This is a genomic window from Actinomadura syzygii, from assembly GCF_008085905.1.
GTDB lineage: Bacteria > Actinomycetota > Actinomycetes > Streptosporangiales > Streptosporangiaceae > Spirillospora > Spirillospora syzygii.
In genome coordinates, this window is sequence record NZ_VSFF01000007.1 from 526878 (window position 1) to 552670 (window position 25793).

Annotated in this window: 27 protein-coding genes; 14 read left to right on the forward strand and 13 right to left on the reverse strand. The window is 72.6% G+C overall.

Going from position 1 to position 25793, the window contains the following annotated elements:
* Positions 1–85: 85 nt before the first annotated feature.
* Positions 86–1267, forward strand: a complete 1182-nt coding sequence (locus tag FXF65_RS20345; protein ID WP_187412409.1) for an acyltransferase family protein — start codon at positions 86–88, stop codon at positions 1265–1267.
* Between the two features lie 165 nt (positions 1268–1432).
* Here the strand turns inward: FXF65_RS20345 and FXF65_RS20350 are convergent, their stop codons facing one another.
* Positions 1433–1957, reverse strand: coding sequence for a cysteine dioxygenase (locus tag FXF65_RS20350; protein ID WP_148351524.1), 525 nt, complete (start codon positions 1955–1957; stop codon positions 1433–1435).
* Positions 1958–2173: 216 nt separating this feature from the next.
* On the opposite strand from FXF65_RS20350, the gene FXF65_RS20355 reads away from it, so the two are divergent.
* A complete protein-coding gene (locus FXF65_RS20355; RefSeq protein WP_148351525.1) occupies positions 2174–3181 on the forward strand; it encodes a LacI family DNA-binding transcriptional regulator in 1008 nt (335 codons plus the stop codon).
* A gap of 3 nt (positions 3182–3184) precedes the next feature.
* Here the strand turns inward: FXF65_RS20355 and FXF65_RS20360 are convergent, their stop codons facing one another.
* Positions 3185–4648: an aromatic amino acid ammonia-lyase gene (locus tag FXF65_RS20360; RefSeq protein ID WP_148351526.1), complete on the reverse strand. Its 1464-nt coding sequence runs from the start codon at positions 4646–4648 to the stop codon at positions 3185–3187.
* Positions 4649–4808: 160 nt separating this feature from the next.
* Between FXF65_RS20360 and FXF65_RS20365 the strand changes: the two genes are divergently transcribed.
* The 5 genes from FXF65_RS20365 (at position 4809) to FXF65_RS20385 (ending at position 9022) form a co-directional block, all read left to right on the forward strand.
* Positions 4809–5909 (forward strand): ABC transporter ATP-binding protein, encoded by a 1101-nt coding sequence (locus tag FXF65_RS20365; RefSeq protein WP_148351527.1) that lies wholly within the window; start codon positions 4809–4811, stop codon positions 5907–5909.
* Complete coding sequence (locus tag FXF65_RS20370; RefSeq protein ID WP_148351528.1) at positions 5909–6559, forward strand: ABC transporter permease; 651 nt, start codon at positions 5909–5911, stop codon at positions 6557–6559. The genes FXF65_RS20365 and FXF65_RS20370 overlap by 1 nt, the downstream gene beginning before the upstream one ends.
* Positions 6556–7242 carry an ABC transporter permease gene (locus FXF65_RS20375; protein ID WP_148351529.1) on the forward strand — a complete coding sequence of 229 codons (687 nt, stop codon included), beginning with the start codon at positions 6556–6558 and terminating at the stop codon, positions 7240–7242. The genes FXF65_RS20370 and FXF65_RS20375 overlap by 4 nt, the downstream gene beginning before the upstream one ends.
* Before the next feature lie 23 nt (positions 7243–7265).
* Positions 7266–8192 carry an ABC transporter substrate-binding protein gene (locus FXF65_RS20380; protein WP_148351530.1) on the forward strand — a complete coding sequence of 309 codons (927 nt, stop codon included), beginning with the start codon at positions 7266–7268 and terminating at the stop codon, positions 8190–8192.
* A gap of 236 nt (positions 8193–8428) precedes the next feature.
* Positions 8429–9022, forward strand: coding sequence for a lytic polysaccharide monooxygenase auxiliary activity family 9 protein (locus FXF65_RS20385; RefSeq protein WP_148351531.1), 594 nt, complete (start codon positions 8429–8431; stop codon positions 9020–9022).
* A 134-nt stretch (positions 9023–9156) separates the two neighbouring features.
* Here FXF65_RS20385 and FXF65_RS20390 read toward each other — a convergent pair whose 3' ends face one another.
* From FXF65_RS20390 to FXF65_RS20415, 6 genes are read right to left on the reverse strand one after another with little or no spacing between them, the layout of a single operon-like run.
* The gene (locus tag FXF65_RS20390) at positions 9157–9567 is read right to left on the reverse strand and encodes a hypothetical protein (protein WP_148351532.1); all 411 of its coding nucleotides are present in this window, start codon (positions 9565–9567) and stop codon (positions 9157–9159) included.
* A gap of 17 nt (positions 9568–9584) precedes the next feature.
* Positions 9585–10148 (reverse strand): EndoU domain-containing protein, encoded by a 564-nt coding sequence (locus FXF65_RS20395; protein ID WP_148351533.1) that lies wholly within the window; start codon positions 10146–10148, stop codon positions 9585–9587.
* Positions 10148–10642, reverse strand: coding sequence for a WXG100-like domain-containing protein (locus tag FXF65_RS20400; protein WP_148351534.1), 495 nt, complete (start codon positions 10640–10642; stop codon positions 10148–10150). The genes FXF65_RS20395 and FXF65_RS20400 overlap by 1 nt, the downstream gene beginning before the upstream one ends.
* Positions 10642–10971, reverse strand: a complete 330-nt coding sequence (locus FXF65_RS20405; protein ID WP_148351535.1) for a hypothetical protein — start codon at positions 10969–10971, stop codon at positions 10642–10644. The genes FXF65_RS20400 and FXF65_RS20405 overlap by 1 nt, the downstream gene beginning before the upstream one ends.
* A 6-nt stretch (positions 10972–10977) precedes the next feature.
* Positions 10978–11373, reverse strand: coding sequence for a YbaB/EbfC family nucleoid-associated protein (locus FXF65_RS20410; RefSeq protein WP_148351536.1), 396 nt, complete (start codon positions 11371–11373; stop codon positions 10978–10980).
* A complete protein-coding gene (locus tag FXF65_RS20415; protein WP_148351537.1) occupies positions 11370–11801 on the reverse strand; it encodes a YbaB/EbfC family DNA-binding protein in 432 nt (143 codons plus the stop codon). The genes FXF65_RS20410 and FXF65_RS20415 overlap by 4 nt, the downstream gene beginning before the upstream one ends.
* A 240-nt stretch (positions 11802–12041) precedes the next feature.
* Here FXF65_RS20415 and FXF65_RS20420 point away from each other — a divergent pair, with 240 nt between their 5' ends.
* Positions 12042–13865 (forward strand): asparagine synthase-related protein, encoded by a 1824-nt coding sequence (locus tag FXF65_RS20420; RefSeq protein WP_148351538.1) that lies wholly within the window; start codon positions 12042–12044, stop codon positions 13863–13865.
* A 56-nt stretch (positions 13866–13921) separates the two neighbouring features.
* Here FXF65_RS20420 and FXF65_RS20425 read toward each other — a convergent pair whose 3' ends face one another.
* Positions 13922–14689, reverse strand: coding sequence for an IclR family transcriptional regulator (locus FXF65_RS20425; RefSeq protein WP_148351539.1), 768 nt, complete (start codon positions 14687–14689; stop codon positions 13922–13924).
* A gap of 92 nt (positions 14690–14781) precedes the next feature.
* Between FXF65_RS20425 and hutH the strand changes: the two genes are divergently transcribed.
* From hutH to hutI, 5 genes are read left to right on the forward strand one after another with little or no spacing between them, the layout of a single operon-like run.
* Positions 14782–16326: a histidine ammonia-lyase gene (gene hutH, locus FXF65_RS20430; RefSeq protein WP_148351540.1), complete on the forward strand. Its 1545-nt coding sequence runs from the start codon at positions 14782–14784 to the stop codon at positions 16324–16326.
* 13 nt (positions 16327–16339) lie between these two features.
* Positions 16340–17995, forward strand: coding sequence for a urocanate hydratase (gene hutU, locus FXF65_RS20435; protein WP_148351541.1), 1656 nt, complete (start codon positions 16340–16342; stop codon positions 17993–17995).
* Positions 17992–19191 (forward strand): allantoate amidohydrolase, encoded by a 1200-nt coding sequence (locus FXF65_RS20440; protein ID WP_148351542.1) that lies wholly within the window; start codon positions 17992–17994, stop codon positions 19189–19191. Before hutU ends, FXF65_RS20440 begins: the two co-directional genes overlap by 4 nt.
* Positions 19192–19201: 10 nt before the next feature.
* Entirely contained in the window at positions 19202–20557 is a 1356-nt protein-coding gene (locus FXF65_RS20445; RefSeq protein WP_148351543.1) for a formimidoylglutamate deiminase, read from the forward strand.
* Positions 20554–21717, forward strand: coding sequence for an imidazolonepropionase (gene hutI, locus FXF65_RS20450; protein ID WP_148351544.1), 1164 nt, complete (start codon positions 20554–20556; stop codon positions 21715–21717). The genes FXF65_RS20445 and hutI overlap by 4 nt, the downstream gene beginning before the upstream one ends.
* Here hutI and FXF65_RS20455 read toward each other — a convergent pair.
* The 3 genes from FXF65_RS20455 to FXF65_RS20465 all read right to left on the reverse strand — a co-directional run bounded on the left by FXF65_RS20455 (position 21705) and on the right by FXF65_RS20465 (position 24437).
* The gene (locus FXF65_RS20455) at positions 21705–22136 is read right to left on the reverse strand and encodes a flavin reductase family protein (RefSeq protein ID WP_148351545.1); all 432 of its coding nucleotides are present in this window, start codon (positions 22134–22136) and stop codon (positions 21705–21707) included. The two genes, hutI and FXF65_RS20455, sit on opposite strands and share 13 nt — an antisense overlap.
* Positions 22137–22183: 47 nt before the next feature.
* Positions 22184–23887, reverse strand: coding sequence for a signal peptide peptidase SppA (sppA, locus tag FXF65_RS20460; RefSeq protein WP_148351546.1), 1704 nt, complete (start codon positions 23885–23887; stop codon positions 22184–22186).
* Positions 23888–23948: 61 nt separating this feature from the next.
* Entirely contained in the window at positions 23949–24437 is a 489-nt protein-coding gene (locus FXF65_RS20465) for a PaaI family thioesterase (protein ID WP_246198963.1), read from the reverse strand.
* 101 nt (positions 24438–24538) lie between these two features.
* On the opposite strand from FXF65_RS20465, the gene FXF65_RS20470 reads away from it, so the two are divergent.
* Positions 24539–25396: an NUDIX domain-containing protein gene (locus FXF65_RS20470; protein WP_148351547.1), complete on the forward strand. Its 858-nt coding sequence runs from the start codon at positions 24539–24541 to the stop codon at positions 25394–25396.
* On the opposite strand, the gene FXF65_RS20475 is transcribed toward FXF65_RS20470, so the two are convergent.
* Positions 25393–25785, reverse strand: coding sequence for an ACT domain-containing protein (locus FXF65_RS20475; protein WP_148351548.1), 393 nt, complete (start codon positions 25783–25785; stop codon positions 25393–25395). The two genes, FXF65_RS20470 and FXF65_RS20475, sit on opposite strands and share 4 nt — an antisense overlap.
* Positions 25786–25793: the final 8 nt, after the last annotated feature.

Consider the following 25793-nt stretch of genomic DNA (forward strand, 5'->3'; position numbering starts at 1 on the left):
GCGTACGGGGAATCGCGGCTTCTCCTACACCCGCCGTTCACTCCGCGGCTCTCGCGGGGAAACCTCACGCCGAGAGGGTTCCGCGGTGACTCGACCGGAAACCCCGCGTACGGGACGGCTGCGCGAACTCGACCTGCTGCGCTTCGCCGCCGCGCTCGCCGTGGTGCTGTACCACTTCACCGGGTTCGGCGGTCCGGGGCCGTGGCCGTCGGCCGCGCGCAAGGTGTTCCCCGAGATCGCGGACGTCACCCGGTTCGGCTACCTCGGCGTCGACCTGTTCTTCGTCATCAGCGGCTTCGTGATCCTGATGAGCGCGTGGGGACGCGGGCCGGGGGAGTTCGGGGTGTCGCGGCTCGTCCGGCTGATGCCCGCGTACTGGGTGAGCGTGCTCCTGGGCGCGTTCGTCTACGCGGTGTTCGAGCAGGGGAACGGCGTGTCCGGGGTGGTCGTCCCCAACCTGACGATGCTGCAGGGCGGGCTCGGGGTGCGGAACCTCGACGCCGTCTACTGGACGCTCTGGGTCGAACTCCACTTCTACGTGCTGATGGCCATCCTGGCGGGCATCGGCATCACGTACCGCTCCTGCCTCATCTTCATGGCGGCCTGGCTGTTCGGCGGCCTCTACGCGGACGAGGCGGGGAACAAGCTGCTCCAGGTCATGCTGGTGCCGACGTGGAGCGCGTACTTCATCGCGGGCATGGCCCTCTTCCTGATCCACCGGTTCGGGCCGACGCTGCTGCTGTGGGGATACGTCGCCGTGTCGTACCTGCTGGCGCTGCGCTGGGGCGCCTGGCGTGCGGCGAACGCCTTCCACGGCGCGGACAAGGTCGTCGTCAGCGCCGTCATCACCGCCGTCTTCGCCGTGATGATCCTCGTCGCGACCGGACGGCTGGGGTGGGTGCGGTGGCCGGGGCTCACCGTTCTAGGGGCGCTGACGTATCCGCTGTACCTCGTCCATTCGCAGCTCGCGCTTCCGCTGCTGGACGCGATCTATCCCGGGCTCAACCGGTGGGCGGCGCTGGGCGTGGCGGTCGGGGCGTCCCTCGCGGCGGCCTACGCGGTGCACCGGCTGGTGGAGCGTCCGGGGGCGGCCTGGATGCGGACGCGGCTGCGCGCCTCCCTTGAGCCGATGCGGGCGTCCGAGCCGTTCGCCAAGCTGACCCGTCAGAGTGAGAAGAGCGACTCCCAGCCCAGAACCGGCGAAGCTCTCAATGGCGGCGCTGAGCCCCGGCTTCGCGCTCCGGCCGACGCGGGCGCGGGCAGGTGAACGCGAGGGTGTGACACGTTCCGGGCCGGGTGCGCTGGAGGAAGTGTGGGCGTCCGGCCGACGTGAGCGGGCTTCGGCCGGGCGCCCCCTCCGGTGGGTTCGTCTCCCCCGGTCGGGCCCACCGGAGGTTCCAGCCCCGGCGGCCCGCGACTCGCCTCGGCCCGGTCAGGACTCCTCGCCCGGCGGGCGCAGCTCCTCGGTGTAGTCGACCGCCATGCGGCGCATCACGCCCGACTCGTCGATGGAGTACTGGCCGAGCCGGTTCAGCGGCGGCGAGTAGGCGTGGATGGAGACGGACGAGGCGTCCACGCCGGTGAGCCGGTGGATGTGGTCCGGGCCGAAGGAGAACGACCTCCCCTCGCTGACCACCGTCCGGACGGGCTCGCCGCCGATGCGCGGGTTGTTCTCCTCGATCGCCCCGGCGACGACGCGGACGGCGCCGGATGAGACGTCGTGGTCGTGCCATCCGGTGTCGTTGTCGGGCGTCCAGCACAGGAGCCAGACGTCGACGTGCTCGTCGCGGTGGAGGGACGCGTAGTGGCGGCGTCCGCCGGGGAAGGCGACGTGCTGCCGCCACAGCTCCGGCCGCTCCGCCAGGTCGTCGACGAGCGCGCGCAGTTCGCCCTCGTCGAGCGGGCGGCCGGGCAGGCGCTCGAAACCGGCGGGACGGGACAGGACCTCGGACGACACGGTGCGCTCCTCTCGGACATTTCGCTCTCGCGGGATTTCGCCGATGCGGCTCCCGGCAATTCGGGCCCCCGTTCGCGCTGGGACGAACCGGCAGGACACGGCTGCTGAACCGCATCACTGAACCGCATCAGTTAACCGTTTCAGTGAAGCGGTTAAGAATGTCGCCGTCAAGATGGGTCCGGCGGATTGTCAGCGGTGCCGTCTAGGGTTGGGGGGATGTCGGAGAAGCGCAAACGCGCGACCATCCGGGAAGTGGCGCAGGCGACGGGGCTGTCGCCCGCCGCCGTGTCGTACGCGCTGCGCGGCATCCAGACGTCGGAGGAGACCCAGGAGCGGGTCCGGGCCGCGGCCGAGGAGCTCGGCTACGAGGCGCATCCGATCGCCCGCGCGCTGGCCAGCGGGCGCACCGACCAGGTCGGCCTGCTCTGCGGCTCCCTCGAGGACTACTGGCAGCAGTCCCTCGCCGTCGGCATCGGCCGGGCGCTGCTGGCCCGCGACCGCTACGCCCTGATCGTCGACGCGGGCGGCGACCCCGAGCGCGAGCTGGCCCTCGCCCGGCGGCTGCGCGACCAGCGGGTGGACGGCCTGATCGTCCAGCCGCTCGACCCGTCCGCCGCGTTCTGGTCGGAGCTCGCCGCCGCGGTCCCGGTCGTCTCCATCGGCGACGCGCTGCACGGCGGCCAGGCCCAGGGCGAGGTCGTGTTCGACAACCGGCGCGGCGTCACGCTCGCGCTGGAGCACCTGCGCGACCTCGGCCACCAGCGCGTCACCGTGTTCACCCCGACCGGCGCGAGCACGCCCGACCGTCCGGCCGACGTGCACGTCAACGCCGAGGCCGAGCGGCTCGGGCTGCGCGTCGACGTCGTCGTCGTGCCGCAGTCGCTCGCCGCCGCCACCGAGGTCGCCATGCGCGTGCTCGGCGGGCCCGACCGTCCGTCCGCGGTGTTCTGCTTCGCCGACTCCATCGCCTACGGCGTCTACGCCGCCACCCGCGAGCTCGGCCTCGGCGTGCCCGCCGACGTCGCCGTCTGCGGGTACGACAACCATCCGATGTCGGCGCTGCTCACGCCGCCGCTCACCACCGTCGACTGGGACATCGACGGCATCGTGCACTCGGCCGTCCGGCTGGTCGTCGACGTCATCGACGGCAAGCCGCGGCGGCGCCGGGTCGTCCGCGAGCCGTCGCTGCGCGTCCGCGCCTCGACCGGCCCCACCGCGCCCTAGGGGTCAGGGGTGCAGGGCGGCGAGGCGGGGGAGCAGGTCCGCGGCGGCGGCGATGTCGGCGTCCAGCGGACGGTCCGCCACGCGCGGGTCGAGGACGCCGTCGGCCAGCGCCAGGGCCGCGCGCAGCGGCCCGCCGGACGGCGCCCGCCCCTGCATCCGCAGCGCCCGCGCCGCCGCGACCAGCTCGCAGCCGAGCCCGAGCCGGTAGGCGGCGACGGCGTCGGTCGTCGCGCGCGCCGACTGGGTCGAGAAGCCCGCGTGCTCCTCCACGCCGCGCGACAGCACCGCGCTGCCGAGCGCCGCCGGGGTGGCGAGCCGCCGGACGTCGGCGAGGCAGGAGTGCGCCACGTACTCCAGGATCATGATCCCCGACGACGCCTCCGTCTCGCCCTGGAACGGGTACAGGCCGGTGAACGACGGCTCGGCGAGCGTCCCGAGCCGGGCGGCGGCGAGCGCCATCGTCTGGAACAGGGCGGCGCGGGCCGCGTCCAGGGCGAGGCCGACGTAGGCGGTGTGGAAGTTGCCGTTGTGCCACACCGTCCGTCCCTGCACGTCGACCAGCGGGTTCTCGGCGGCGGCGTTGAGTTCGCGGGTGACGACCTCTTCGGCGTACGCGGCGGCCTCCAGCGCGGGGCCGTGCACCTGCGGGAACGCGCGGTAGCCGTACGGGTCCTGGATGCGCGCCGGCGCGGGCTGGTCGAACGCGAGCAGCGTCCGCATCGCCGCGGCGGCGTCCTGCTGGCCGGGGTGCGGGCAGGCGTCCTGCACCTGCCGCGCGTACGGCTCGATCGACCCGCGGACGGCGAAGTGCGACAGCGCGGCGACCACCGTCGACGCGGCGAGCAGCTCGCGCAGGTCCGCCACGGCGAGCGCGGCCTCCCCGAGCGTGGCCGCGTTGGAGCTGATGAACGCGAGCGCGTCGGCCGAGCGCAGCCGGTAGCCGGGGCCGCGCTCCGGCGCGCCGTCCGGCCCGGCGAGCCAGGCGCGCTCGCCGAGCAGGCAGAGCGCGGTCGAGGCGAGCGCGGTCAGGTCGCCGGTGCCGATCGCCCCGTGCACCGGGACGGGCGGCAGCAGACCCAGGTTGAGGACGTCCGCGAGCGCCCCGAGCACGCCCGGCTCCACCCCGGAGCCGCCCGCCGCGATCTGGTTCAGCCGCACCGTCAGCATCGCCCGGACGATCTCCGGCGCGACCAGCGGCCCGGCCCCGGAGGCGTGGCTGCGCAGCAGGCGCAGGCCGTGCGCGTCGGCGTCCTCCCACTCGACGTCCACGACGCGGTTGGCGCCGACGCCGGTCGTCCGGCCGTAGACCGGCTGCGCCGCGGCGACCTCGGCGGCCACCAGATTCGCCTCAGCTGCGCGTTCGACACCGTCCGGCGATATGTAAACGGTCACATCCGCCCGTGCGGCGCGTACCACCTCGGCGCAGGTCAGCGCCGTCCCGTCGATAACGATTCGGCCGTTCTCCACGCCCCGCAGCTACTTTCCCTGGATTCCTGGTCGTTATGCTCAACAACTGAAGTTCCGGACAAGCCGGTACAACCACCTGACCGTATCCCCGGTTACGGTTTGTCGAGAAGGCCGGAGTCGATCATCGGCGTCGAGGGCGCCCCCACGAGGACGTGAATCGTTGATCACCTTTGAGGGCGTGACAAAGCGCTATCCCGGAGGCACCGTCGCGCTCGACGACGTCAGTCTCGAATGCCCCACGGGCCGCATCACCGTGTTCGTCGGCACGTCCGGCGGCGGCAAGACCACCGCGCTGCGGACGATCAACCGGATGGTCGAGCCGACGTCCGGCCGCGTGCTCATCGACGGCGAGGACGTCCGCGAGAAGCGCCCCGCCGAGCTGCGGCGCGGCATCGGGTACGTCATCCAGCACGCCGGGCTGTTCCCGCACCGCACCATCGAGGACAACATCGCCACCGTCCCCTACCTGCTGGGATGGAACAAGAAGAAGGCGCGCGAACGGGCGCTGGAGCTGATGGAGCGGGTCGGGCTCGACCGCACGATGGCCAAGCGGTACCCGTTCCAGCTCTCCGGAGGGCAGCAGCAGCGCGTCGGCGTCGCGCGGGCGCTCGCCGCCGACCCGCCGGTCATGCTGATGGACGAGCCGTTCAGCGCCGTCGACCCCGTCGTCCGCGCCGAGCTGCAGGACGAGTTCCTCCGCCTCCAGGACGAGCTGCACAAGACGATCGTGTTCGTCACGCACGACATCGACGAGGCCATCAAGCTCGGCGACAAGATCGCGGTCTTCCAGACGGGCGGGAAGCTCGTCCAGGTCGACAGCCCCGAGGACCTCCTCGCCCATCCGGCCGACGACTTCGTCGCCGGGTTCATCGGCCAGAACCGCGGCATCCGCACCCTGTCCTTCGCGACGACGAGCGGGCTGCGGCTCAGCGACGACGCCGTCCGGCCCGGGTCGGCCGCCGCCGCCGACGCCGCAGGGCTCGACTGGGTCCTCGTCGTCGACGACGAGCGGCGGCCGCTCGGCTGGACGCGGCCCGCCGGGGTCGAGGGCACGCTCGCGGAGGCGAGGCTCGACCCGGTCGGCGCCACGTTCCGGGTCGGCGCCGACTCGGTGCGCGTCGCGCTGGACGCGGCCGTCCTGTCCCCGGCCGGGCTCGCGGTCGGCGTCGACGGCGACGGCGCGGTGGTCGGCACGGCGGCGGGCACCGACCTGCTCGCCGTCCCCACCCACGGCTCGTCCGGCCCGGAGGACGACGGCTGATGGACATCGACTGGGCCTGGATCGGCGACCACCGCGACACGCTGACCGAGCACGCCCTGATCCACCTGCGGCTCGCGCTGCTGCCGGTCGTGTTCGGACTGCTCATCTCGCTGCCGCTCGGCGTGCTGTGCCGCCGCTGGGGCTGGCTCTACCCGCCGACGCTGACCATCGCGAACGTGCTGTACGCGATCCCGTCGCTCGCGCTGTTCATGATCTTCATCCAGTACACCGGGCTGACCGCGTCCACCGTGATGATCCCGCTGACCCTCTACAGCCTGTCGGTGCTCGTCCCGAACGTCGTGGACGGCCTGGCGTCGGTGTCCGAGCCCGTCCGGCAGGCGGCGACCGCGATGGGCTTCGGCCCGCTGCGCCGGCTGCTGCGGGTCGAGCTGCCGATCGCCGTCCCCATCGTGATCGCCGGGACGCGGGTGGCGGCGGTGTCGTCCATCAGCCTCGTCGCGGTCGGCCAGCTCATCGGGCAGGGCGGGCTCGGCTACGACATCATCCGCGGCTACCAGCTCCAGTTCCAGACGCAGATCGTCGCCGCGACCGTCCTGATCGTCCTGCTGGCCCTGATCACGGACGCACTCCTGGTAACGCTCCAACGCGTGCTCACGCCTTGGGCGCGGGCGAGGGGGAGGGCCGCATGAACGACCTTTGGAACCAGATCGACCTGTTCTGGACGTGGCTGACCGCGTCGTCCCAGTGGCACGGCGGCGACGGCATCCCGCACCGGCTGCTCCAGCACCTCTACTACAGCGGGGTGTCGCTGCTGTTCGCGGCGGTGATCGGGCTGGCGCTCGGGCTGCTCGTCGGGCACACCGGGCGCGGCGGCTTCCTCGCGATCAGCGTCGCCAACGTCGCCCGCGCGATCCCGACGTTCGGGCTGGTGCTGTTCGTCGTCGTCATCGAGTACAGCATCACGCCCGTGCTGGTCGCGCTGGTCGCGCTGGCCGTCCCGCCGATCCTCGTGAACACGTTCGAAGGCGTCCGGGGCGTGGACGCCGACGCCAAGGACGCGGCCCGCGGCATGGGCATGACCGGCTGGGGCGTCCTCTGGCACGCGGAGCTGCCGATGGCGCTGCCGCTGATCCTGCTCGGGCTGCGGACGTCGGCGATCCAGGTGGTCGCGACCGCGACGATCGCCGCGTACCCGGGCTTCGGCGGCCTCGGCCGCTACATCATCGACGGGCTCGCCCGCGGCGACTACCAGTTGGTCGTCGGCGGCACCGTGCTCGTGGTGCTGCTCGCGCTGGTCGTCCAGCTGGCGTTCGCGGGCCTGCGCCGTCTCGTCGTCTCGCCGGGGCTGCTCGGCTCCGCCCGTTCCTCCTGACCGACCGAAGGGCAAACAGGAAAATGCACAAACTCATCCGTGGCGCGGTCGTCGGCCTCGTGGCCGCCCTGGCGCTGTCCGCCTGTGGCGACGGGGACTCCGGCGGCGACGACAAGAACCCGCTGTCGGGCGGCGGGGGCGGCGGCACCGTCATCGTCGGCGGCGCCAACTTCCCCGAGAGCAACCTGATCGGCGAGCTGTACGCGCAGGCCCTTGAGGCCAAGGGCGTCAAGGTCACCCGCAAGTTCAACATCGGCGCCCGCGAGGTCTACTACGACCAGGTCGTCAAGGGCGGCATCGGCGTCATGCCGGAGTACAACGGCGCGCTGCTGACGACGTCCGTCAACAAGGACAGCGAGGCTTCGACGACCGATCAGATCAACAGCGAGCTGAAGGCGAAGCTGCCCGCGGGCGTGGAGATCCTCAACTCGTCCCCGGCCGAGGACAAGGACTCCGTCACCGTCAACCCGCAGACCGCCGCCAAGTACAACCTGAACTCGATCACCGACCTCGGCCCGGTCGCCAAGGAGCTGACGATCGCGGGGCCGTCGGAGTTCAAGACCCGGCAGCAGGGCCTCGTCGGCCTGAAGAAGGTGTACGGGCTCGAATTCAAGAAGTTCCAGCCGTTCGACGCCGGCGCGCAGGCCACCCTGGTGAAGCTGCTCACCGAGAACAAGGTCCAGGCGGCCGACCTCTTCACCACCGACCCGACGATCCAGGAGAAGAAGCTGGTCGTCCTCGAAGACCCGAAGAACGTCTTCAGCGCCCAGAACGTCACGCCGCTCGTCAACAAGAAGGCCGTGAACGACACCGCGAAGGCGGCGCTGAACGCCGTCTCCGCCAAGCTCACCACCCAGGACCTCCTGGACATGATGAAGCGCATCGCCATCGACAAGGACGACCAGGAGAAGGTCGCCGAAGAGTGGCTGAAGAAGTCCGGCCTGGCCTGACCTCTCCGCTTCCGAGGCCCGTCGCCCCCGGGGGCGACGGGCCTCCGCCGTCCCCGGGCCGCTGTGCAGAACGTGCCAGATTCGCCGCGCGCCGTGCCCGATTCCGCTGGACCGCTTGACGCGCCGCCGCCGAGCCCCCACCTTACTTAAAGGAAAGTTTCCTTAGAGTTGGCTGTACAGTCGGCTCGCCTCCGCCTCCGGGTACCCCCGCGTACCTCCCGCCAAGGAGAAGCAGGATGCCAAGGAAGACCAGCCTCGCCGTGGCCGCGGCCGTCACCGTCGGCCTCCCGCTGGCACTCGCCGTGCCGGCGTTCTCACACGGCTACACCACGTCGCCGCCGAGCCGCAGCTACCTGTGCGGCACCCACAAGGTCCAGAACTGCGGCCAGGTCCAGTGGGACCCGGACGGCGTCGAAGGCCCGAAGGGCTTCCCGAACAGCGGCCCGCGCGACGGCACGATCTGCGCGGGCGCCGACAGCCGCTGGAGCCCGCTCGACGACCAGCGCGGCGGCACCGGCTGGCCCGCGACGAAGGTCACGAGCGGCTCCAACCTCAGCATCAGCTGGACGTTCACCGCCGCGCACGCGACGACGTCGTTCCGCTACTTCCTCACCAAGGACGGCTGGAACAGCACCGCGCCGCTGAGCCGCGCCTCGCTGGACCTCGTCCCCTTCATCGCGACGAAGGACAACGGACGGCCGCCGTCCAACCCGACCGTCCACAGCGGTACGCTCCCGCAGCGCACCGGCAGGCACATCCTGCTCGCCGTCTGGGACATCGCCGACACCGGCAACGCCTTCTACCAGTGCTCCGACCTCGACTTCGGCTGACCCCCGAAGTCCGCTAGCCGGAACGGGAGGACCGCGCCAGGGGCTACGCGCGGCCTCCCGCTCCGCTCCACCCCGCCCCTTCCGGGAGATGGGACGGCGGCCACCGGCGGAGCGGCTCGTTGGCCGTCGGTTGCTCAGCCCAGGTGGTCTCGGCACGGGTGCGAGCGCTTCCACTCGCTTTCCCATGTGTTCAACGCCGTCCGAAGTGCGGGCCCCTCCGGAGCGATGAAAGCGAGGTAGGCGAGCACTATCTCGTGCGCCTCGCTGAATTGGTAATCCCCGGTCCAGTCGTCGGAGTAGAGGTCGGACAGATGTACCCCTTGTCCGTCCACGACCACACGCCAGGAGTTTCCCTGCCAGGAGTTCTGGTCGTCGGGGCCGTGCCATACGTCCTCGGTCCAGGCGAGTACGTCCAGGCAGGATGTCACATCGCTCTGCACATCACTGGTCAGCATGGATCCGAGCGCGCCGTAGTCGGGGTGGGCCGGTTCGCTCGCCGCCACGCCGAACTCGTTGCGAAAGAACCTGATTCTCGTCGTCGCCATCTCTGTTCATTCCGATATTAGAAGACCGGCCAGCCCGAGTCCCAGTCGCGACCGTTGCGATGAAAAGATCCTTCGACAACGATACCATCCGCCGTGCCTTGCCAGCGGCGCGGATTTCCATGTCGGTCGAATTGCGTCACCGTGTGTCCGTCGAACGCCTTTCGGATGGTTCCATCGACGCTCTGCGGCGTCCAATTGTCCGGAAAGAACGTACTGGGGAACGGCTTGTCGACCCATTGTCCATTGTCGTCCCGCATCTGCACTCGGGCGCGATAGGTGCCATGCGGGCCGGTCGCGGTGACGTTTCCGATCCTGCGATCCGGCCAGTCCTGTCCCATGAAGCGATGGTGGTAGCCGCCCGGCACCCGCTGGCCCTGCAACGGGCCTCCGCGGGCCGTCCTGATCTCTCCGCGAAAGATGTGGTGGTGCCTCCTGTTCCGCTGCACCTTGCGGCGCATCCACCGGACCGCGGGCTCGAACAGTCCTGCCCCGCCCGCGCCGCCGTGCCCGCGCCGCCGAAGTGCGGATGCCAGGAACAGGGCGATGAGCAGTAACGTCATTCGTCTCACGAGGACCGCCATCAGCCATTGAGGATGGCCTGGAGGGCCTGGTCGATTATTATGTCTATCAGGGCGCCGGTTATTTCTTTGAAGATGGGGATTTCGGCTAGGGAGGCGCCGAAGGTGGGGCCGGCGGTGGCCAGGGCCTGGGCTATCTCGATGGCGAGGATGGTCAGTTGGACGATTACGTTGATCTTCAGGGCCAGGACGATTCCACCGCAGATCATGAGGCCGGCGCCGATGATGTTGGCGGCGGTGGTGAAGTCCTGGAGGTTGCTGTTGGGGGAGTCGTCGGCGGTCCAGGACGTGCGGAACGCCTCGATGTCGTCGCCCTTGTTGGCCTGCCACACGCGCTGGGCCTGGGAGTCGGCCTCGCCGAGCGGGCCGGAGTGGGAGCCCGCGAAACGTAGCCAGGCGTTGCCCATTTCTATGAGCTTGACCTCGTCGGCCTCGGGCCAGTTGTAGCCCAGCATCGACAGGAGGGAGCGGAGTTCGCCGGGTAACTGCAGGCCCATCAGCCGAGCACGTCCCGGACGCGGTTGATCTCCGTCACGTTGTGCTGTTCGGCGGCGAAATGGTTCGCGGCCACGGCCTGGACGGCCTCGGCGTCCTCGGACATGGAATCCAGGTTCTCGTTGTAGCACTCGACCGCGACTTCGTAGATGGCCTGGTAGACGCCGCCGATGAGGGAGCCGATGTCGTCGGTTCCCCACGGTTCGCCGAATCCGGCGAGTTCGCCTTGGAACGCCTCCCAGTCGGCCTTCAGTTGTTGCGCCGAGGAGCCGATGCCGATTCCGGATCGGCGGATTCCCTCGGGATCGACCTCGTATCCGGGCATGCCCATTTTCGCTCAGCTCCGTCCCAGGGCGTTGATCGAGTCGCGCAGAGATTCCGTGTATTCGGTGAGTTGGCGCACGCTGAGGTCCTGCGCCTCGCGGAGGCGGGCGGTCAGGTCGGCGTCGCCGAAGGCGGTCGGCGTCCGGGCCGAGAGGCCGTCCAGCGCGGCGTTGATCGCGGCGACGGCGCGCTCGGCGATCTCCTGCGAGTTCAGCCGCGCGGCGCGGGGGCCGATCTCCACGGACGTGATCCGGCCGTCCGGGGAGACGACCGCCCGGACGGTCCGGTCGGGGTCGTGCCCCTCGCTCTCCTCGTCCGGGGTCGGCGGGGACGTCTGCGCCTCGGCCGCGGCGCCGAGGACGTCGCCGAGCACCTTGTCGAGGTCGTCGGTGGCGCGTTCGTAGCTCATCGCATGCTCGCCCGCGCCTTCGCGAGCGCCTCGCCGACGGCCTGGTTGATCAGGGCCATCTGGCGCATGCCCTGTTCCTGGACGGCGCGCAATGTCTGGACGAGCGCCGCCGGGTCGACGACCGGTTCCGTGTTCGCGGACGCCGACCGCGCGCGCAGGTCGTCGAGCGCGGCGTTCGCGGCGGCGGCGATGTGTTCGCCCAGTTCCGCGGGCGAATTCCGCATCGCGCGGGGGTCGATTTCAAGGCCGGTCAGGCGTCCGGCGACCGCGGTCGCCCGAACCCTTTCCTCGTCCGCCGTGCCGATTCCGCGGTCGGACGGCGATCCATTTTCGGGTGGCCCGGAATTCGGCTCGGCGTGCAGCGACATCAACCGCTCGCGGGCCTTGGCAAGCCGTTCCTCCGGGTCGTCTGGAAGGGCCTCGTCCATCGATGCTCCCTGGTGATCAAGGTGCCGTAAATCCTATCAAAGGCGCTATTCAAGTGATTGTTGATGATCAGGAGCCGTGATGGACAACGGTTCACGGGAACGGAACTGGACGGTCACCGCTGGTCGCGGCCGTCCGATGGGAGGCGATTCGGCCTCCGCCCGGCGTATGGCGGGCAAACTTCGAGTTAAGTGCACCGTTCCACGGCGTCGGCTCCGGCGGGGATGTGATCGTCTTCGGATGTGCGCGTCTATCTGCTGCTCGCCGCCCGTGAAGTGCGCGAACGCATTCCGCCGGTGGCCCTCCGCGCGGCCCGGCGCGCCGTCGGCGCGGCGTTCCCGGTGCCGCCGGACGTCGTCCGGCCCGTGGAGTGGACGGCGCCCGACGGCCAGGTCGCGCTGTTCGGCTGGTCCAACGAGCCGGACGAGGAACCGCTGCCCCCCACCATGATCGGCGGGTCCGGCCGCAGGCTCGGGTACTGCGGCCATCTCGCCGAGCCGAAGCAGGACGGCGACCTGCTGCTCAACGAGGACGACCTGGGCGCCGCAGCCGCGGAACTCGGCGGCGTCTTCGCCGTGTACCGGGCGAGCGAGGACGGCATCGAGGCCGCGACGTCGATGGCCCGCGTCTGCCCCGTCTACCACGCGGAGGCGGCGGGGGCGCGGGTGGTGGGCAGCCGCTCGCTGCTGGTCCACCTCGTGGCGCGGGCGGTGGAGACGGGCGTCGAGGAACCGGAGACGGACCTCGCGGTCGAAGTCCTGCATCCGCTGATCCGGCACGGGTTCTTCACCAATGACGACACGCCGTTCCGCGGCGTCCGGGCGCTCCCGGCCGGATCGGTGCTGATCGCGGCGCCGGGGCGGCCGACGGCCATTCGGCGGCAGCCCGTTGCGGAGGTCCGGAGCCCGCGAGGAAAAGACCGGTCGCAGCGGGAGTTGATCCGTCCGCTGGCGGAGGCGCTCGTCGACTCGGTGGCGCCGCTGGCCAGGCACCGCGAACCGATCGTTCTTTCGCTTTCGGGCGGCCGGGACGGCCGCCTGATGGCCGCGGTGCTGAATGCGGCGGGAGTCCCGTTCACCGGCTCGACGCACGGTTTCGCAGACGATCCGGACGTCATTCTCGCCACGCAGGTCGCCACGGCCCTCGGCATCGAGCACAACGTGGACTTGGCCCATCCCGAAGGGCCGAAGGAATCGGTGACGGTGGAGCACCCGTTCGCCAGGGCCGCCCATGTCATCCGCATGTGCGAGGGGATGAACTCCGCTTATGAGAGCGTTGCCAGGTTTCGTCCCTACCGAATGGTTCCCGGAATCTCCGGATCGGGTGGTGAGACGCTGCGCGGCGGTTTTCTCTACGACCAGGACGACATCAGCCCCGAAAAGCTGAAGAAGCGCGTCCACCTCATCTTCCACGCCGCCGGACGGATCCTGACCGCCGACGCGAACGCCCGCGCCGCCGCCGGACACCGGCCCTGGGCGGAACTCGCCGAGACCGACGCCTTCGACGTGCTCGACAAGCTTTACCTCTACTACCGCACCGGACGCTGGATCGTCGGCTCGCACAGCGCGACGCTCATGAACTCCCCGTTCTACCACCCGTTCTTCGACAACCGGGTGGTACGGGAGGCGACGGCCCTCGAACCACGCTGGCGGCGCAGCGAATACCCGTTCTATCTGCTGATCCGGGAACTCGCGCCGCAGTTGGCGGAGATCCAGCCGGAGGGCAAGCGGTGGCGTTTCGACCGCGAGCAGAAACCCCGGCTCGTCCGAAGACGCGCGTGGCGGGCCCGCGCGGTCCCACCGGCCCGGGGCAGGACGGCCGCCTTCAACTGGCGCGTCTCCTACGACGACGGTTTCCGCAAGCTACTGCTGGACCAGATCCTGGACGGTCCCCAAAGCCTCTTCGACATCGTCGACCGAGAGGCACTGACAACACGCGTCCGCGACCGCCCGAAACACTGGGTCAAACAGCTCTGGCACGTCTACACGCTGAGCGTGCTCCTGAGCGGTGAATGGCGCACCCCGCCCCCCGACCTCCCAAAGATGGAAATCCCCATCCCCCACTGAATTCAAGTTGTGCGGGAGGGGCGGGTGCGGGAACGCGTCGGCGGGCCGTCTTCCGGTCAGTGGGGTTTGGGTGGGCGGCCGGCTAGGCGGGTTGTCAGGAGGGCGGCGGTTTCGCGGACGGGGGGCGCCAGCGATGGCCAGGACGACGGGGGGCGGTCGGTGCGGCGGAAGGTGACCGTTATCGCGGCCGTGGGGTGGCCGGTGTGGTCGAAGGCGCAGGCGGCGATGCTGGCGAACCCCTCGGTGATGTGGCCGTCCTCGGCCGACCAGCCGCGCCGGGCGTCCTCGGCCAGGACCTGGCGGAGTTCGCGCAGCGAGCTCGGGCCGGAGCCCGTCCGGTCGACGAAGCGGCCCGGGAACAGGGCCCTGACCTGGGCGGGGGGCAGGTAGGCGAGCATCGAGCGGCCGCTCGCGGTGAGTTGGGCGGGCATCCGGACGCCGACGTCCGTGACGAGGGTCGCGTGCCGGGGCGGCTGCTCCTTGAGCAGGTAGAGGGTCTCCGCGCCGTGCAGGACGCCCAACTGGACGATCTCGCCCAGCCGGTCGACGAGGCGGCGCAGCAGGGGGCGCGCCAGCCGTTCGAGCGGCTCGTGCCGGAGGTAGGCGGAGCCGATCTCGAACGCGGCGACGCCGAGGCCCCAGCGGCGCTCCTCCGGGAGGTAGGTGACGAAGCCGTCCTCGGCCATCGCGGCGAGCAGGTGGTAGGCGCTGGAGCGGGGCAGGTCCAGGGCGCGGGCGATCGCGGACGCGGGCAGCGGGCCGGGCGCCCCGGCCATCAGACGCAGCACGGCGAGCGCGCGGCGCGCGGCGGGGACCTGGCTCATCCCGGCATTGTCTCGTATCTGAGACAGATCACCGCGTCCGGGGCTGGGCCCCGCGGCGCCGGGACGCCTTAATGGTGGGTATGGGTTTGGACATGGGGGACGCACGCGTCGCGGTAGGCCCGGAACCGCTGGACTTCGCCGAGGTCGTCGCCGTCGCGCGGAACGGCGCCGAGGTCGCGCTGACCGAGGAGGCGCTGAAGCTGGTCGGGGAGGCGCGGGCGCACGTCGAGGAGCTGTCGGCGCGTCCGACGCCGGTGTACGGCGTGTCCACCGGGTTCGGCGCGCTCGCCACCCGGCACATCGCCCCCGAGAAGCGGGCGCAGTTGCAGCTGAACATCGTCCGGTCGCACGCGGCCGGGACGGGTCCCGAGGTGGAGCGGGAGGTGGTCCGGGCGCTGATGCTGCTCAGGCTGCGGACGCTCGCCACCGGCCGGACCGGCGTCCAGCCGGTGACCGTCCGGACGCTCGCGGCGCTGCTCAACGCGGGCATCACGCCGCAGGTGTTCGAGCACGGCAGCCTCGGCTGCTCCGGCGACCTCGCGCCGCTCGCACACGTGGCGCTGGCGCTGATCGGCGAGGGTTCGGTCCGCGACGTGCAAGGCGTGCTGAAACCCGCCGCGCAGGCGATGGACGAGGCCGGGATCACGCCCGTCGAGCTGGGCGCGAAGGAGGGCCTCGCCCTCCTCAACGGCACGGACGGGATGCTCGGCATGCTCGTCCTCGCGATCAACGACCTGCGCGCACTGCTCACGGCGGCCGACGTCGCCGCCGCGATGAGCGTCGAGGCGCTGCTCGGCACCGACCGGGTGTTCGCCGCCGACCTCCAGGCGCTGCGGCCGCATCCGGGGCAGGCCGCGTCCGCCGCGAACCTGCGGGCGCTGCTCGGCGACTCGGAGATCATGGAGTCGCACCGCGGGCCCGACTGCACCCGCGTCCAGGACGCCTACTCGCTGCGCTGCGCGCCCCAGGTCAACGGCGCGGCCCGCGACACGCTCGCGCACGCCGAGCTCGTCGCCCACCGGGAGCTGGCGTCCGCGATCGACAACCCGGTCGTCCTGCCGGACGGGCGCGTCGAGTCCAACGGCAACTTCCACGGCGCGCCGATCGCGTACGTGCTGGACTTCCTCGCCGTGCCCGCCGCCGACGTCGCGTCCATGTCGGAGCGGCGTACCGACCGGATGCTCGACAAGGCCCGCTCCGCCGGGCTGCCCGCCTTCCTCGCCGACGACCCGGGCGTCGACTCCGGGCACATGATCGCGCAGTACACGCAGGCCGCGATCGTGTCCGACCTGAAGCGCCGCGCCGCTCCGGCGAGCGCCGACTCGATCCCGAGCTCGGCCATGCAGGAGGACCACGTGTCCATGGGCTGGAACGCGGCCCGCAAGCTGCGCCGGTCCGTGGAGGGTCTCGCGCAGGTCGTCGCCATCGAGATCCTCACCGCCGCGCGGGCGCTCGACCTGCGCACCCCGCTGCGGCCCGGCCCGGCGACCGCCGCCGTGGTCGCCCGGCTGCGCGAGGTCGTCCCGCCGCCGGGCCCGGACCGCTACCTCGCGCCCGAGATCGCCGCCACGACAGAGCTGGTCAGGGACGGCTCCCTGGTCGCCGCCGCCGAGGCCGTCACCGGCCCCCTCTCCTGAAGGAGCACCCCAGATGTCAGGTCCGAGGCCCGTCCGCGCCCCGCGCGGCACTGCGCTGACCGCCGCGAAGGGCTGGCCGCAGGAGGCCGCCCTGCGCATGATCCAGAACAACCTCGACCCCGAGGTCGCCGAACACCCGGACGAACTGGTCGTCTACGGCGGTTCGGGCAAGGCGGCCCGGAACTGGGACGCCTTCGACGGCATCCTCCGCTCCCTGGCAGACCTGGAGGGCGACGAGACGCTGCTCGTCCAGTCCGGCAAGCCGGTCGGGATCTTCCAGACGCACGAGTGGGCCCCGCGGGTGCTGATCGCGAACTCCAACCTCGTCCCGCAGTGGGCGACGTGGGAGGAGTTCCGCCGCCTGGAGTCGCTCGGCCTGACGATGTTCGGCCAGATGACCGCCGGTTCGTGGATCTACATCGGCACGCAGGGCATCCTCCAGGGCACCTACGAGACGTTCGCGGCCGTCGCGGAGAAGCGGTTCGGCGGCTCCCTCGCCGGGACCATCACGCTGACCGCCGGGCTCGGCGGGATGGGCGGCGCGCAGCCGCTCGCCGTGACGATGAACGGCGGCGTCGCGATCTGCGTCGAGTGCGACCCGTCCCGGATCGAGCGGCGCGTCGAGCACCGGTACTGCGACGTCAAGGCGGACTCGCTGGACGAGGCGCTCCGCCTCGCCGAGGAGGCGCGGGAGGCGCGCCGCCCGCTGTCGATCGCGGTCCTCGGGAACGCGGCCGACATCGTCCCCGAGCTGCTGCGCAGGGGCGCGCCGATCGACATCGTCACCGACCAGACCAGCGCGCACGACCCGCTGATGTACCTGCCGCGCGGCGTCGGGTTCGAGGACATGGCCGCCGAGCGCGACAAGGACCCGGCCGCGTTCACCGAGCGGGCCCGCGCGTCGATGGCCGCGCACGTCGAGGCGATGGTCGGCTTCCAGGACGCGGGCGCCGAGGTGTTCGACTACGGCAACTCGATCCGCGGCGAGGCCCAGCTCGCCGGGTACGAGCGGGCGTTCGAGTTCCCCGGGTTCGTGCCCGCCTACATCCGTCCGCTGTTCTGCGAGGGCAAGGGGCCGTTCCGGTGGGCGGCGCTGTCCGGCGACCCGGCCGACATCGCGCGCACCGACCGGGCGATCCTCGACCTGTTCCCGGACAACGAGCCCCTCACCCGCTGGATCAAGATGGCGGGGGAGCGGGTGCACTTCCAGGGCCTGCCGTCCCGGATCTGCTGGCTCGGCTACGGCGAGCGCGACAAGGCCGGAGAGGTGTTCAACGACCTGGTCGCGCGGGGCGAGATCAGCGCGCCGATCGTGCTCGGCCGCGACCACCTCGACTGCGGCTCGGTCGCCAGCCCGTACCGGGAGACCGAGGGCATGAAGGACGGCTCCGACGCGATCGCCGACTGGCCGCTGCTGAACGCGATGCTGAACACCTCGTCCGGCGCGACGTGGGTGTCGATCCACCACGGCGGCGGCGTCGGGATCGGCCGCTCGATCCACGCCGGCCAGGTCTGCGTCGCGGACGGGACGGCCCTCGCGGGCGAGAAGCTCCGGCGCGTCCTGACCAACGACCCGGGGACGGGCGTCATGCGGCACGTCGACGCGGGCTACGACCGCGCCTCCGAGGTCGCCGACGAGCGCGGCGTCCGCATTCCGATGCGCCCATGAGTTTCGAGGAGATGTGGGCGGCGCTGCTGCCGGTCGGGCGGGACGACGCGACCGGCGGCTACCACCGGTTCGCGTGGACGCCGCCCGAGCTGGAGTGCCGCGCCTGGTTCCTGGACGAGGCCCGCCGCCGCGACCTGACCGTCGAGCACGACCCGAACGGCAACATGTTCGCCTGGTGGTACCCCGCCGACGGGACGCGCGGCGACGCCGTCCTGACCGGGAGCCATCTGGACTCGGTGCCGGGCGGCGGCGCGTTCGACGGGCCGCTCGGCGTCGTCTCGGCGTTCGCCGCCGTCGACCGGCTCCGCGAGCGCGGCTTCGCGCCCGCGCGGCCGATCGGGATCGCGGCGTTCGCCGAGGAGGAGGGCGCGCGGTTCGGGGTGGCGTGCCTCGGCTCGCGGCTGCTGTCCGGCGCGATCGACCCGGCGCGGGCCCGCGGCCTGGCCGACGCGGACGGTCACACGTTCGCCGAGGTCATGCACAACGCCGGGCTCGACCCCGAGGCCATCGGCCCGGACGAGGGCCTCCTCGGCCGCATCGGGCAGTACGTCGAACTGCACGTCGAGCAGGGCCGCGCCCTGCGGGAGCCGGTGGGGGTGGCGAGCGCGATCGTCCCGCACGGGCGGTGGCGGTTCGACTTCACGGGCGAGGGCAACCACGCCGGGACGACCCTCCTCGGCGACCGCCGCGACCCGATGCTGCCGTTCGCCGCGATGGTCCTCGCCGCCCGCGAGGCGGCCGAGCGGAACGGCTCGGTCGCGACGGTCGGGAAGGTGCGGGTCGTGCCGGGCGGGGTGAACGCGATCGCCTCGTCCGTCAGCGCCTGGCTGGACGCCCGCGGACCCGCCGACGACGCGGTCCGCCGGACGGTCGCCGAGACCGGCGAGGCGGCCCGGGCCGCCGCCCGCCCGCACCGGGTGAGCGTCGACCTGGCGGAGGAGTCCTACACCGAGATCGTCGACTTCAACCTGGCGCTGCGCGACCGGCTCGGCAAGGCGCTCGGCGGCGTCCCGGTGCTGCCGACCGGGGCGGGCCACGACGCGGGCATCCTGTCCGCCCGGGTGCCGACGGCGATGCTGTTCGTCCGGAACCCGTCGGGGGTGTCGCACGCGCCCGCGGAGTCCGCCGAACCGGCCGACTGCCTGGCCGGGGTGGAGGCGCTCACCGCGGTGCTGGACGACCTGGCGCGCGGGTAGGGGACCCCTTATGCAGTGGCATGCCCAGTTCGCCTGGCTCGGAGACGCCGTGGCGTCCGACGTGCTGATCGAGGCCGACGGCGAGCGGATCACCCGCGTCGCGCCCGGCGTCCCGGCCCCGCCGGGCGCCGCGCGGCTGCCCGGACTGACGCTCCCCGGCCTCGCGAACGCGCACTCGCACGCCTTCCACCGCGTCCTCCGCTCCCGCGCGCAGGCCCACTCCGGCACCTTCTGGACGTGGCGCGACCAGATGTACAAGGCCGCGGCCCGGCTCGACCCGGACTCCTACCGCACCCTCGCCACCGCCGTCTACGCCGAGATGGCCCTCGCCGGGATCAGCTGCGTCGGCGAGTTCCACTACCTGCACCACCGGCCGGACGGCGCCCCCTACGACGAGCCCAACGCGATGGGCGAGGCGCTGATCGCCGCCGCATCCGACGCGGGCATCCGGATCACGCTGCTCGACACCTGCTACCTCGCGGGCGGCATCGGGCGTCCGCTCACCGGCCCGCAGCTCCGCTTCGGCGACGGCACGGTGGGCGACTGGGCGCGCCGGGTCGGCGGTCTGCGCGACCGGACCGACAAGGCGGGACGGCCGCACGCCCGCGTCGGGGCGGCGATCCACTCCGTCCGCGCGGTGCCGCGCGAGCAGCTCGGCGCGGTCGCGGCGTGGGCGAAGGAGAACGAGGCGCCGCTGCACGTCCACCTGTCCGAGCAGCCCGCCGAGAACGAGGAGTGCGAGGAGGCGTACGGCATGACGCCCACCCGCCTGCTCGCCGAGTCGGGCGCGCTCGGGGCGCTGACGACGGCCGTCCACGCCACGCACCTCACCGCCGAGGACATCGGCCTGCTCGGCGGCACGCGCACCGGCGTGTGCATGTGCCCGACGACCGAGCGGGACCTCGCCGACGGCGTCGGCCCGGCCCGCGATCTCGCCGACGCGGGCTCCCCGGTCTCCCTCGGCTCCGACCAGCACGCCGTGATCGACCTGTTCGAGGAGGCCCGCGCGGTCGAGCTGGACGAGCGCCTCCGCACCCGCCGCCGCGGCCACTGGACGGCCGGGGACCTGCTTGCCGCCGCCACGTCCAACGGGCACTACGGGCTCGGCTGGCCGGAGGCGGGACGCATCGAACCCGGCGCCTACGCCGACCTCGTCAGCGTCGCGCTCGACTCCGTCCGCACGGCCGGGGCCGCGCCCGGCCACGTCGCGGAGGCGGCCGTGTTCGCGGCGACGGCGGCGGACGTCCGGCACGTCGTCGTGTCCGGACGCCAGATCGTGTGCGACGGCCGCCACCTGCTGGTCGACGACGTCCCCGCCGCCCTGACCGCCGCGATCGAGGCCATCACCGCCGAGGAGCCCGCTTGAGCATCGCCATCACCGACATCGGGGAACTGGTCACCAACGACCCGGCCGTGGGCGACGGCCTGGGGGTGATCCGGGACGCGGCCGTCGTGATCGACGGCGACCGGATCGCGTGGACGGGCCCGTCCGCGGACGCGCCCGCCGCCGACGAGGCGTTCGACGCCGCGGGCCGGGCCGTCCTCCCCGGGTTCGTCGACTCGCACGCCCACCTCGTCTTCGCCGGGGAGCGCGCCGAGGAGTTCGCGGCGCGGATGAGCGGCCGGAGCTACGCGGCGGGCGGGATCCGGACGACCGTGGCGCGCACCCGCGCCGCGTCCGACGACGAGCTGCGCGCGACCGTCCGCCGCCTGGTCGGCGAGATGGCCCGGCAGGGGACGACGACCGTCGAGTGCAAGTCGGGCTACGGGCTGACGGTCGAGCAGGAGGAGCGGGCCGTCCGCATCGCCGCCGAGTTCGCGGACGAGGTCACCTACCTCGGGGCGCACGTCGTCCCGTCCGAGTACGGGGACGACACCGCCGCCTACACGCGGCTCGCCTCGACCGACATGCTCGCCGCCTGCGCGCCCCACGCCCGCTGGGTGGACGTCTTCTGCGAGCGGGGCGCGTTCGACGCCGACCAGGCCCGCGAGGTGCTCCAGGCGGGCGTCAAGGCGGGGCTCGGCGCGCGGGTCCACGCCAACCAGCTCACCGAGGGACCGGCCGTGCGGCTCGCGGTCGAGCTGGACGCGGCGTCCGCCGACCACTGCACGTTCCTGAGCGACGCCGACGTGGACGCGCTCGCGTCGTCCCGGACCGTCGCGACGCTCCTGCCCGGCGTCGAGTTCTCCACGCGCCAGCCGTACCCGGACGCGCGCCGCCTCCTGGACGCGGGCGCCACCGTCGCGCTCGCCAGCGACTGCAACCCCGGGTCCTGCTACAGCTCCAGCATGGCGTTCTGCATCGCGGTCGCCGTCCGCGACATGCGGATGACGCCCGCCGAGGCGGTCTGGTCGGCGACGGCGGGCGGCGCGCGCGCCCTGCGCCGCACCGACGTCGGCCGCCTCGCCCCCGGCGCCCGCGCCGACGTGCACCTGCTGGACGCGCCGTCCCACATCCACCTCGCCTACCGCCCCGGCGTCCCCCAGACGGCGGCGGTGTGGCGGGCCGGGGTTCAGGTGAGGTAGCGGCGGTTGACTCTGATCAGGGGTTTCGCGTCGCGCGTCGTGTAGTCGGCGGCAAGGACGGCGGCGACGAACAGGACGTGGTCGCCCGCATCGACGACCTGGCGCGTCTCGCATTCGAGGGCGGACACGCCCGTCTCCGGGATGAGGGCGCCCGAGTGCTCGCCGCGGTGGTGCGGCTCGCTCGCGAGGAGGATGCGGGCGCTCGGACGTCCTTCGGCGGCGAACCGTCCGGCGAGGGCGCGCTGCCCGGCGGACAGCACCGTCGCCGCCCACCGGTCCTGCCGCCGCAGCACCTCCGCCAGGTAGGACGACTCCGCCACGCTCGCCAGCACCGCCGGAGGGTCCAGCGACACGGACATGAACGAGGTGACCGTCGTGCCGAGGTCGTCGCGGCCGTCCCGGACGGTCAGCACGACCACCCCGGTGGCGAAGCCCGCGACGGCGTCGGCGAAACCGGGGACGCCGGTCAGCGGATGTCCCAGAAGCCGGGCAGCGTCAGCGGCCCGGCGGCGGGCAGCCCGAGCCGGGCGGCGAGGCCGCCGAGCGAGCCCCAGGCGTCGAACCGGGCCGCGGCGGCGGCGCGGTCCTCGCTGGACTCGGGCGGGCGCAGCCGCTCCAGCGGCGAGGTGTGCGGGTAGACGCGGACGGGCGTGTCGGCGGGCAGCCCCGCGCCCTTGCGGGCCAGGTCGAGCGCCCGGTCCAGGCCGCCGAGCTCGTCGACGAGGCCGTGCTCCCTGGCGTCGGCGCCCGTCCAGACGCGGCCCCGCGCCAGCTCGTGGACGCGCTCGCGGGACAGGCCCCGGCCGTCCGCGACCCGCGAGGTGAAGTCGTCGTAGATCTTGTCGAGGGAGGCGTTGACCCGCTCCCACTCGGAGTCGCTGAAGTCCTTCGTGGCGCTCGACATCCGGGCGTGGTCGCCCTCGGAGACCGCGCCGAGGTTCACGCCGACCCGGTCGAGCAGGCCGTTCACGACCGCCTTGCCCGCGACGACGCCGATCGAGCCGGTGATGGTGCCGGGCTGCGCGACGATCGTGTCGGCGGCCATCGCGACGTAGTACCCGCCGGACGCCGCGACGTTGCCCATCGACACGATGACGGGCTTCCCGGCGCGGCGGGCGAGCACCACCTCGCGCCAGATCGCGTCGGACGCCACCGCCGACCCGCCGGGGCTGTTCACCCGGAACACGATCGCCTTGACGCGGTCGTCCTTCACGGCGGCGCGGATGGCGGCGCCGACCGTGTCCGAGCCCATCGCGGGGCCGGAGTTCGGGAACGGGCCGCCGCGCCCGCTGCGCCCGAGCCGGATCGGGCCGTGCCCGTTGACCAGCGCGACCACGTCCTGCTTGCCGGGCTGCGGGAGGCGGCTCGCGAGGCCGTGCGCGCGGGCGTACCGGGACACGTAGCGGAGCTGCGCCTCGTCGCCGAACCGCTCGCGCAGGTCGGCGTACACCTCGTCGCGGTAGCCGAGCCTGTCGACGAGGTCCTCCTCCAGCGCCTCGCCGGCGAGGAACGGGCCCCGGTCGATCAGCGCGCGGACCTTGTCGGCGGGCAGCCCGCGGGCGGCGGCGACGCCGTCGGCGATCTGCTCGCCGATCGAGGCGACGAGCCGCTTCGACGACTCCTCGTGCTCCGGCGTGTACGCCTTCTCCATGAAGGTGTTCGCCATGGTCTTGTACTCGTGCCGCTTGGCGAACCTCGGCTGCACGCCCGCCTTCTCCAGCGCGCCCGCGAGGAACGGCTCCTCGATCGCGATGCCGGTCAGCCCGACCTCGCCGGTCGGCTGGAGGTAGATGGCGTCGAACGCGGTCGCGAGGTAGTACGGGACGGTGCCCCGCCCGCTCTCGCCGAACGTCTCCGCCCACGCGACCGTGTGCTTGCCCGCGTCCCGCAGCGCCTGGACGGCCTCCCGCAGCTCCTGCACGAGCGCCAGCCCCGCGCCGCCGGTGACCTTCACGACGAGGGCGCGCACCCGGGCGTCGGAGCGGGCGCGGCGCAGCCCGTCGAGGACGTCGCGCAGGCTCGTCCGGCGCATGGCGAGGATCGCGGAGACCGGGTCGGCGGGCGCCGTCTCGACGATGCCCTCGGTGAGGTCGAGTTCGAGGATCAGCGGGGCCGTCCGCCGGTCGCGGGCCTGCTTGATCGCGTTCACCACTGTGCCGGGATCCACCATGGGGCCAGCCTATGTGCTCGATCGCGGGCGGTCCCGCAGGGTCAGCGCGCGAACGCCTTGCTCAACGTGTGAACGCCTTGTTCGGCACTACGCTCGCCGACGCCCGCGCCACCGGGCGCCCGTGCGCGTCGTCCACCGTCGCCGTGGAGTACATGCGGGTGCGGCCGGGGTGCACGCACGTCCCGGCGACCGTGTAGGTCTCGTCGGCGCGGACGGCGCGCAGGTAGTCGACGTTCAGGTTCAGCGTCAGCATGGGGACGAAGCGCTCCCCGGTGCTGGCCGCCGCGAGGCAGACCGCGTTGTCGAGGATCATCGCGATGTACCCGCCGTGGACGGTGCCGCCCGGGTTGCAGAGGATCTCGGACGGCGTCCAGGAGATGTCCACCCGGCCGGGCACGGCGCCCGTGAGCACCTGCCCGATGTGCCGGTTGACGTCGGAGATCTCCGGGAACCGCCCGTCCGCCATCGCCTGGAGCAGCTCGGCCCCCGACAGCGTGTCCCACAGCTCGGCGGCCCGCCGGTGGGCCTGCGGCCCGGCCTCGACGCTCACGTCCGTCCCCCTTGATCGGCACTCGCCCCGAATGCTATTCGGAGATGGGCTCCGCGCGGCTGTGCCGTTCGTCACGGGCCATCGCGGCTATCGTCGTCGCCATGGGAGACGGCGACGGCTGGGCGGGGTGCGACCTCGGGCACACCCACTGGGGACGGTTCGGCGCGGCCGGGCTCCTCGCCTACCACCGCGATCCGGACGGGCAGGCGTGGATCCTGCTCCAGCAGCGCGCCTGGTGGGGGATCGGCGGCGGCACGTGGGGCATGTTCGGCGGCGCCCTGCACAGCCACGAGGACCCGGTCACCGGCGCGCTCAGGGAGACCACCGAGGAGTGCACGCTCGACACCGGCCTGGTGACCGTGCACGGCACGAGCGTCGAGGACCACGGCGGCTGGACGTTCACGTCCGTGCTGGGGTCGCTCGCCGAGCGGCCGCCGGTCGGCGCGGCGTCGCGGGAGACGCGCCGCGCCGAGTGGGTGCGCGCCGAGGAGGTCACCGACCGCAAGCTGTTCGCCCCGTTCGCGCGGTCGTGGCCGCGGCTGCGGGACGCGATGCGGGGCCTCGTCCTCGTCGTGGACGCGGCGAACGTCGTCGGCGCCCGCGCCGACGGCTGGTGGAAGGACCGGGCGGGCGCGAACGCGCGGCTCCGCGACGATCTGAAGGCCCTTGACGCGGGAGTGCTCGGGGTGCCGGGCGGGCTCGTCTCGTTCGACCGATGCTTCCCCGAGGTCGTCCTCGTGGTGGAGGGCGCGGCGCGGGGCGTCGCGGACGCGCCCGCGAACGGGGTGCGGGTCGTGGCGGCGCCGGGCAGCGGCGACGACCGGATCGTCGACCTCGTCAGCGGGGCCGGGCCGGACGCCGCGCACCTCGTCGTGACCGCCGACCGGGAGCTGCGGGCGCGCTGCGAGGCGGCGGGCGCCGCCGTCGTCGGCCCGCGCTGGCTCCTCGACCGCCTCTAGGCCCCGGCCTCCGGTCCCGGCTGGGCGCCGGTCTCGACGCGGTGGCCCGCGTCGCGGAGCGCCGTGGTCGCGTCCTTCAGCCGGTGCTCCGGGACGAGCACGAGGTCCGCCGAGTAGGTGGACGCGACGAACACCGAGATCCCGGCGTCGGCGAGCGGCCCGACGAGCGCGGCGAGCATCCCGGTCGCGTTCAGGCTGTGGGCGCCGTCGCTGTAGAAGCCGGCCCAGCGCTCCGTCTCGGCGAACGGCGACGCGTCGCGCACGACCGTGAGCCCTTCCGGGGCGCGTACAAGGGCGATCCAGTCGTCGTCCTCGGGGAAGGTCGCGTTCGGGAAGTGGTCCACGGTGAACTGGCCGGGAACGATGTGCAGGCGCTGCGCGACGGTCATCGCGCCAG

Excerpts from the sequence above, each read along its gene's own strand:
- FXF65_RS20410 (WP_148351536.1), bottom strand. The coding sequence starts at position 11,373 with ATGAGCTACGAACGCGCCACCGACGACCTCGACAAGGTGCTCGGCGAC.
- FXF65_RS20440 (WP_148351542.1), top strand. The coding sequence starts at position 17,992 with ATGAGTTTCGAGGAGATGTGGGCGGCGCTGCTGCCGGTCGGGCGGGAC.
- sppA (WP_148351546.1), bottom strand. The coding sequence starts at position 23,887 with ATGGTGGATCCCGGCACAGTGGTGAACGCGATCAAGCAGGCCCGCGAC.
- FXF65_RS20380 (WP_148351530.1), top strand. The coding sequence starts at position 7,266 with ATGCACAAACTCATCCGTGGCGCGGTCGTCGGCCTCGTGGCCGCCCTG.
- FXF65_RS20375 (WP_148351529.1), top strand. The coding sequence starts at position 6,556 with ATGAACGACCTTTGGAACCAGATCGACCTGTTCTGGACGTGGCTGACC.
- FXF65_RS20355 (WP_148351525.1), top strand. The coding sequence starts at position 2,174 with ATGTCGGAGAAGCGCAAACGCGCGACCATCCGGGAAGTGGCGCAGGCG.
- FXF65_RS20425 (WP_148351539.1), bottom strand. The coding sequence starts at position 14,689 with ATGAGCCAGGTCCCCGCCGCGCGCCGCGCGCTCGCCGTGCTGCGTCTG.
- FXF65_RS20385 (WP_148351531.1), top strand. The coding sequence starts at position 8,429 with ATGCCAAGGAAGACCAGCCTCGCCGTGGCCGCGGCCGTCACCGTCGGC.
- FXF65_RS20470 (WP_148351547.1), top strand. The coding sequence starts at position 24,539 with ATGGGAGACGGCGACGGCTGGGCGGGGTGCGACCTCGGGCACACCCAC.
- FXF65_RS20395 (WP_148351533.1), bottom strand. The coding sequence starts at position 10,148 with ATGGCGGTCCTCGTGAGACGAATGACGTTACTGCTCATCGCCCTGTTC.
- FXF65_RS20390 (WP_148351532.1), bottom strand. The coding sequence starts at position 9,567 with ATGGCGACGACGAGAATCAGGTTCTTTCGCAACGAGTTCGGCGTGGCG.
- FXF65_RS20400 (WP_148351534.1), bottom strand. The coding sequence starts at position 10,642 with ATGGGCCTGCAGTTACCCGGCGAACTCCGCTCCCTCCTGTCGATGCTG.
- hutH (WP_148351540.1), top strand. The coding sequence starts at position 14,782 with ATGGGGGACGCACGCGTCGCGGTAGGCCCGGAACCGCTGGACTTCGCC.
- FXF65_RS20405 (WP_148351535.1), bottom strand. The coding sequence starts at position 10,971 with ATGGGCATGCCCGGATACGAGGTCGATCCCGAGGGAATCCGCCGATCC.
- FXF65_RS20475 (WP_148351548.1), bottom strand. The coding sequence starts at position 25,785 with ATGACCGTCGCGCAGCGCCTGCACATCGTTCCCGGCCAGTTCACCGTG.
- hutU (WP_148351541.1), top strand. The coding sequence starts at position 16,340 with ATGTCAGGTCCGAGGCCCGTCCGCGCCCCGCGCGGCACTGCGCTGACC.
- FXF65_RS20445 (WP_148351543.1), top strand. The coding sequence starts at position 19,202 with ATGCAGTGGCATGCCCAGTTCGCCTGGCTCGGAGACGCCGTGGCGTCC.
- FXF65_RS20415 (WP_148351537.1), bottom strand. The coding sequence starts at position 11,801 with ATGGACGAGGCCCTTCCAGACGACCCGGAGGAACGGCTTGCCAAGGCC.
- FXF65_RS20370 (WP_148351528.1), top strand. The coding sequence starts at position 5,909 with ATGGACATCGACTGGGCCTGGATCGGCGACCACCGCGACACGCTGACC.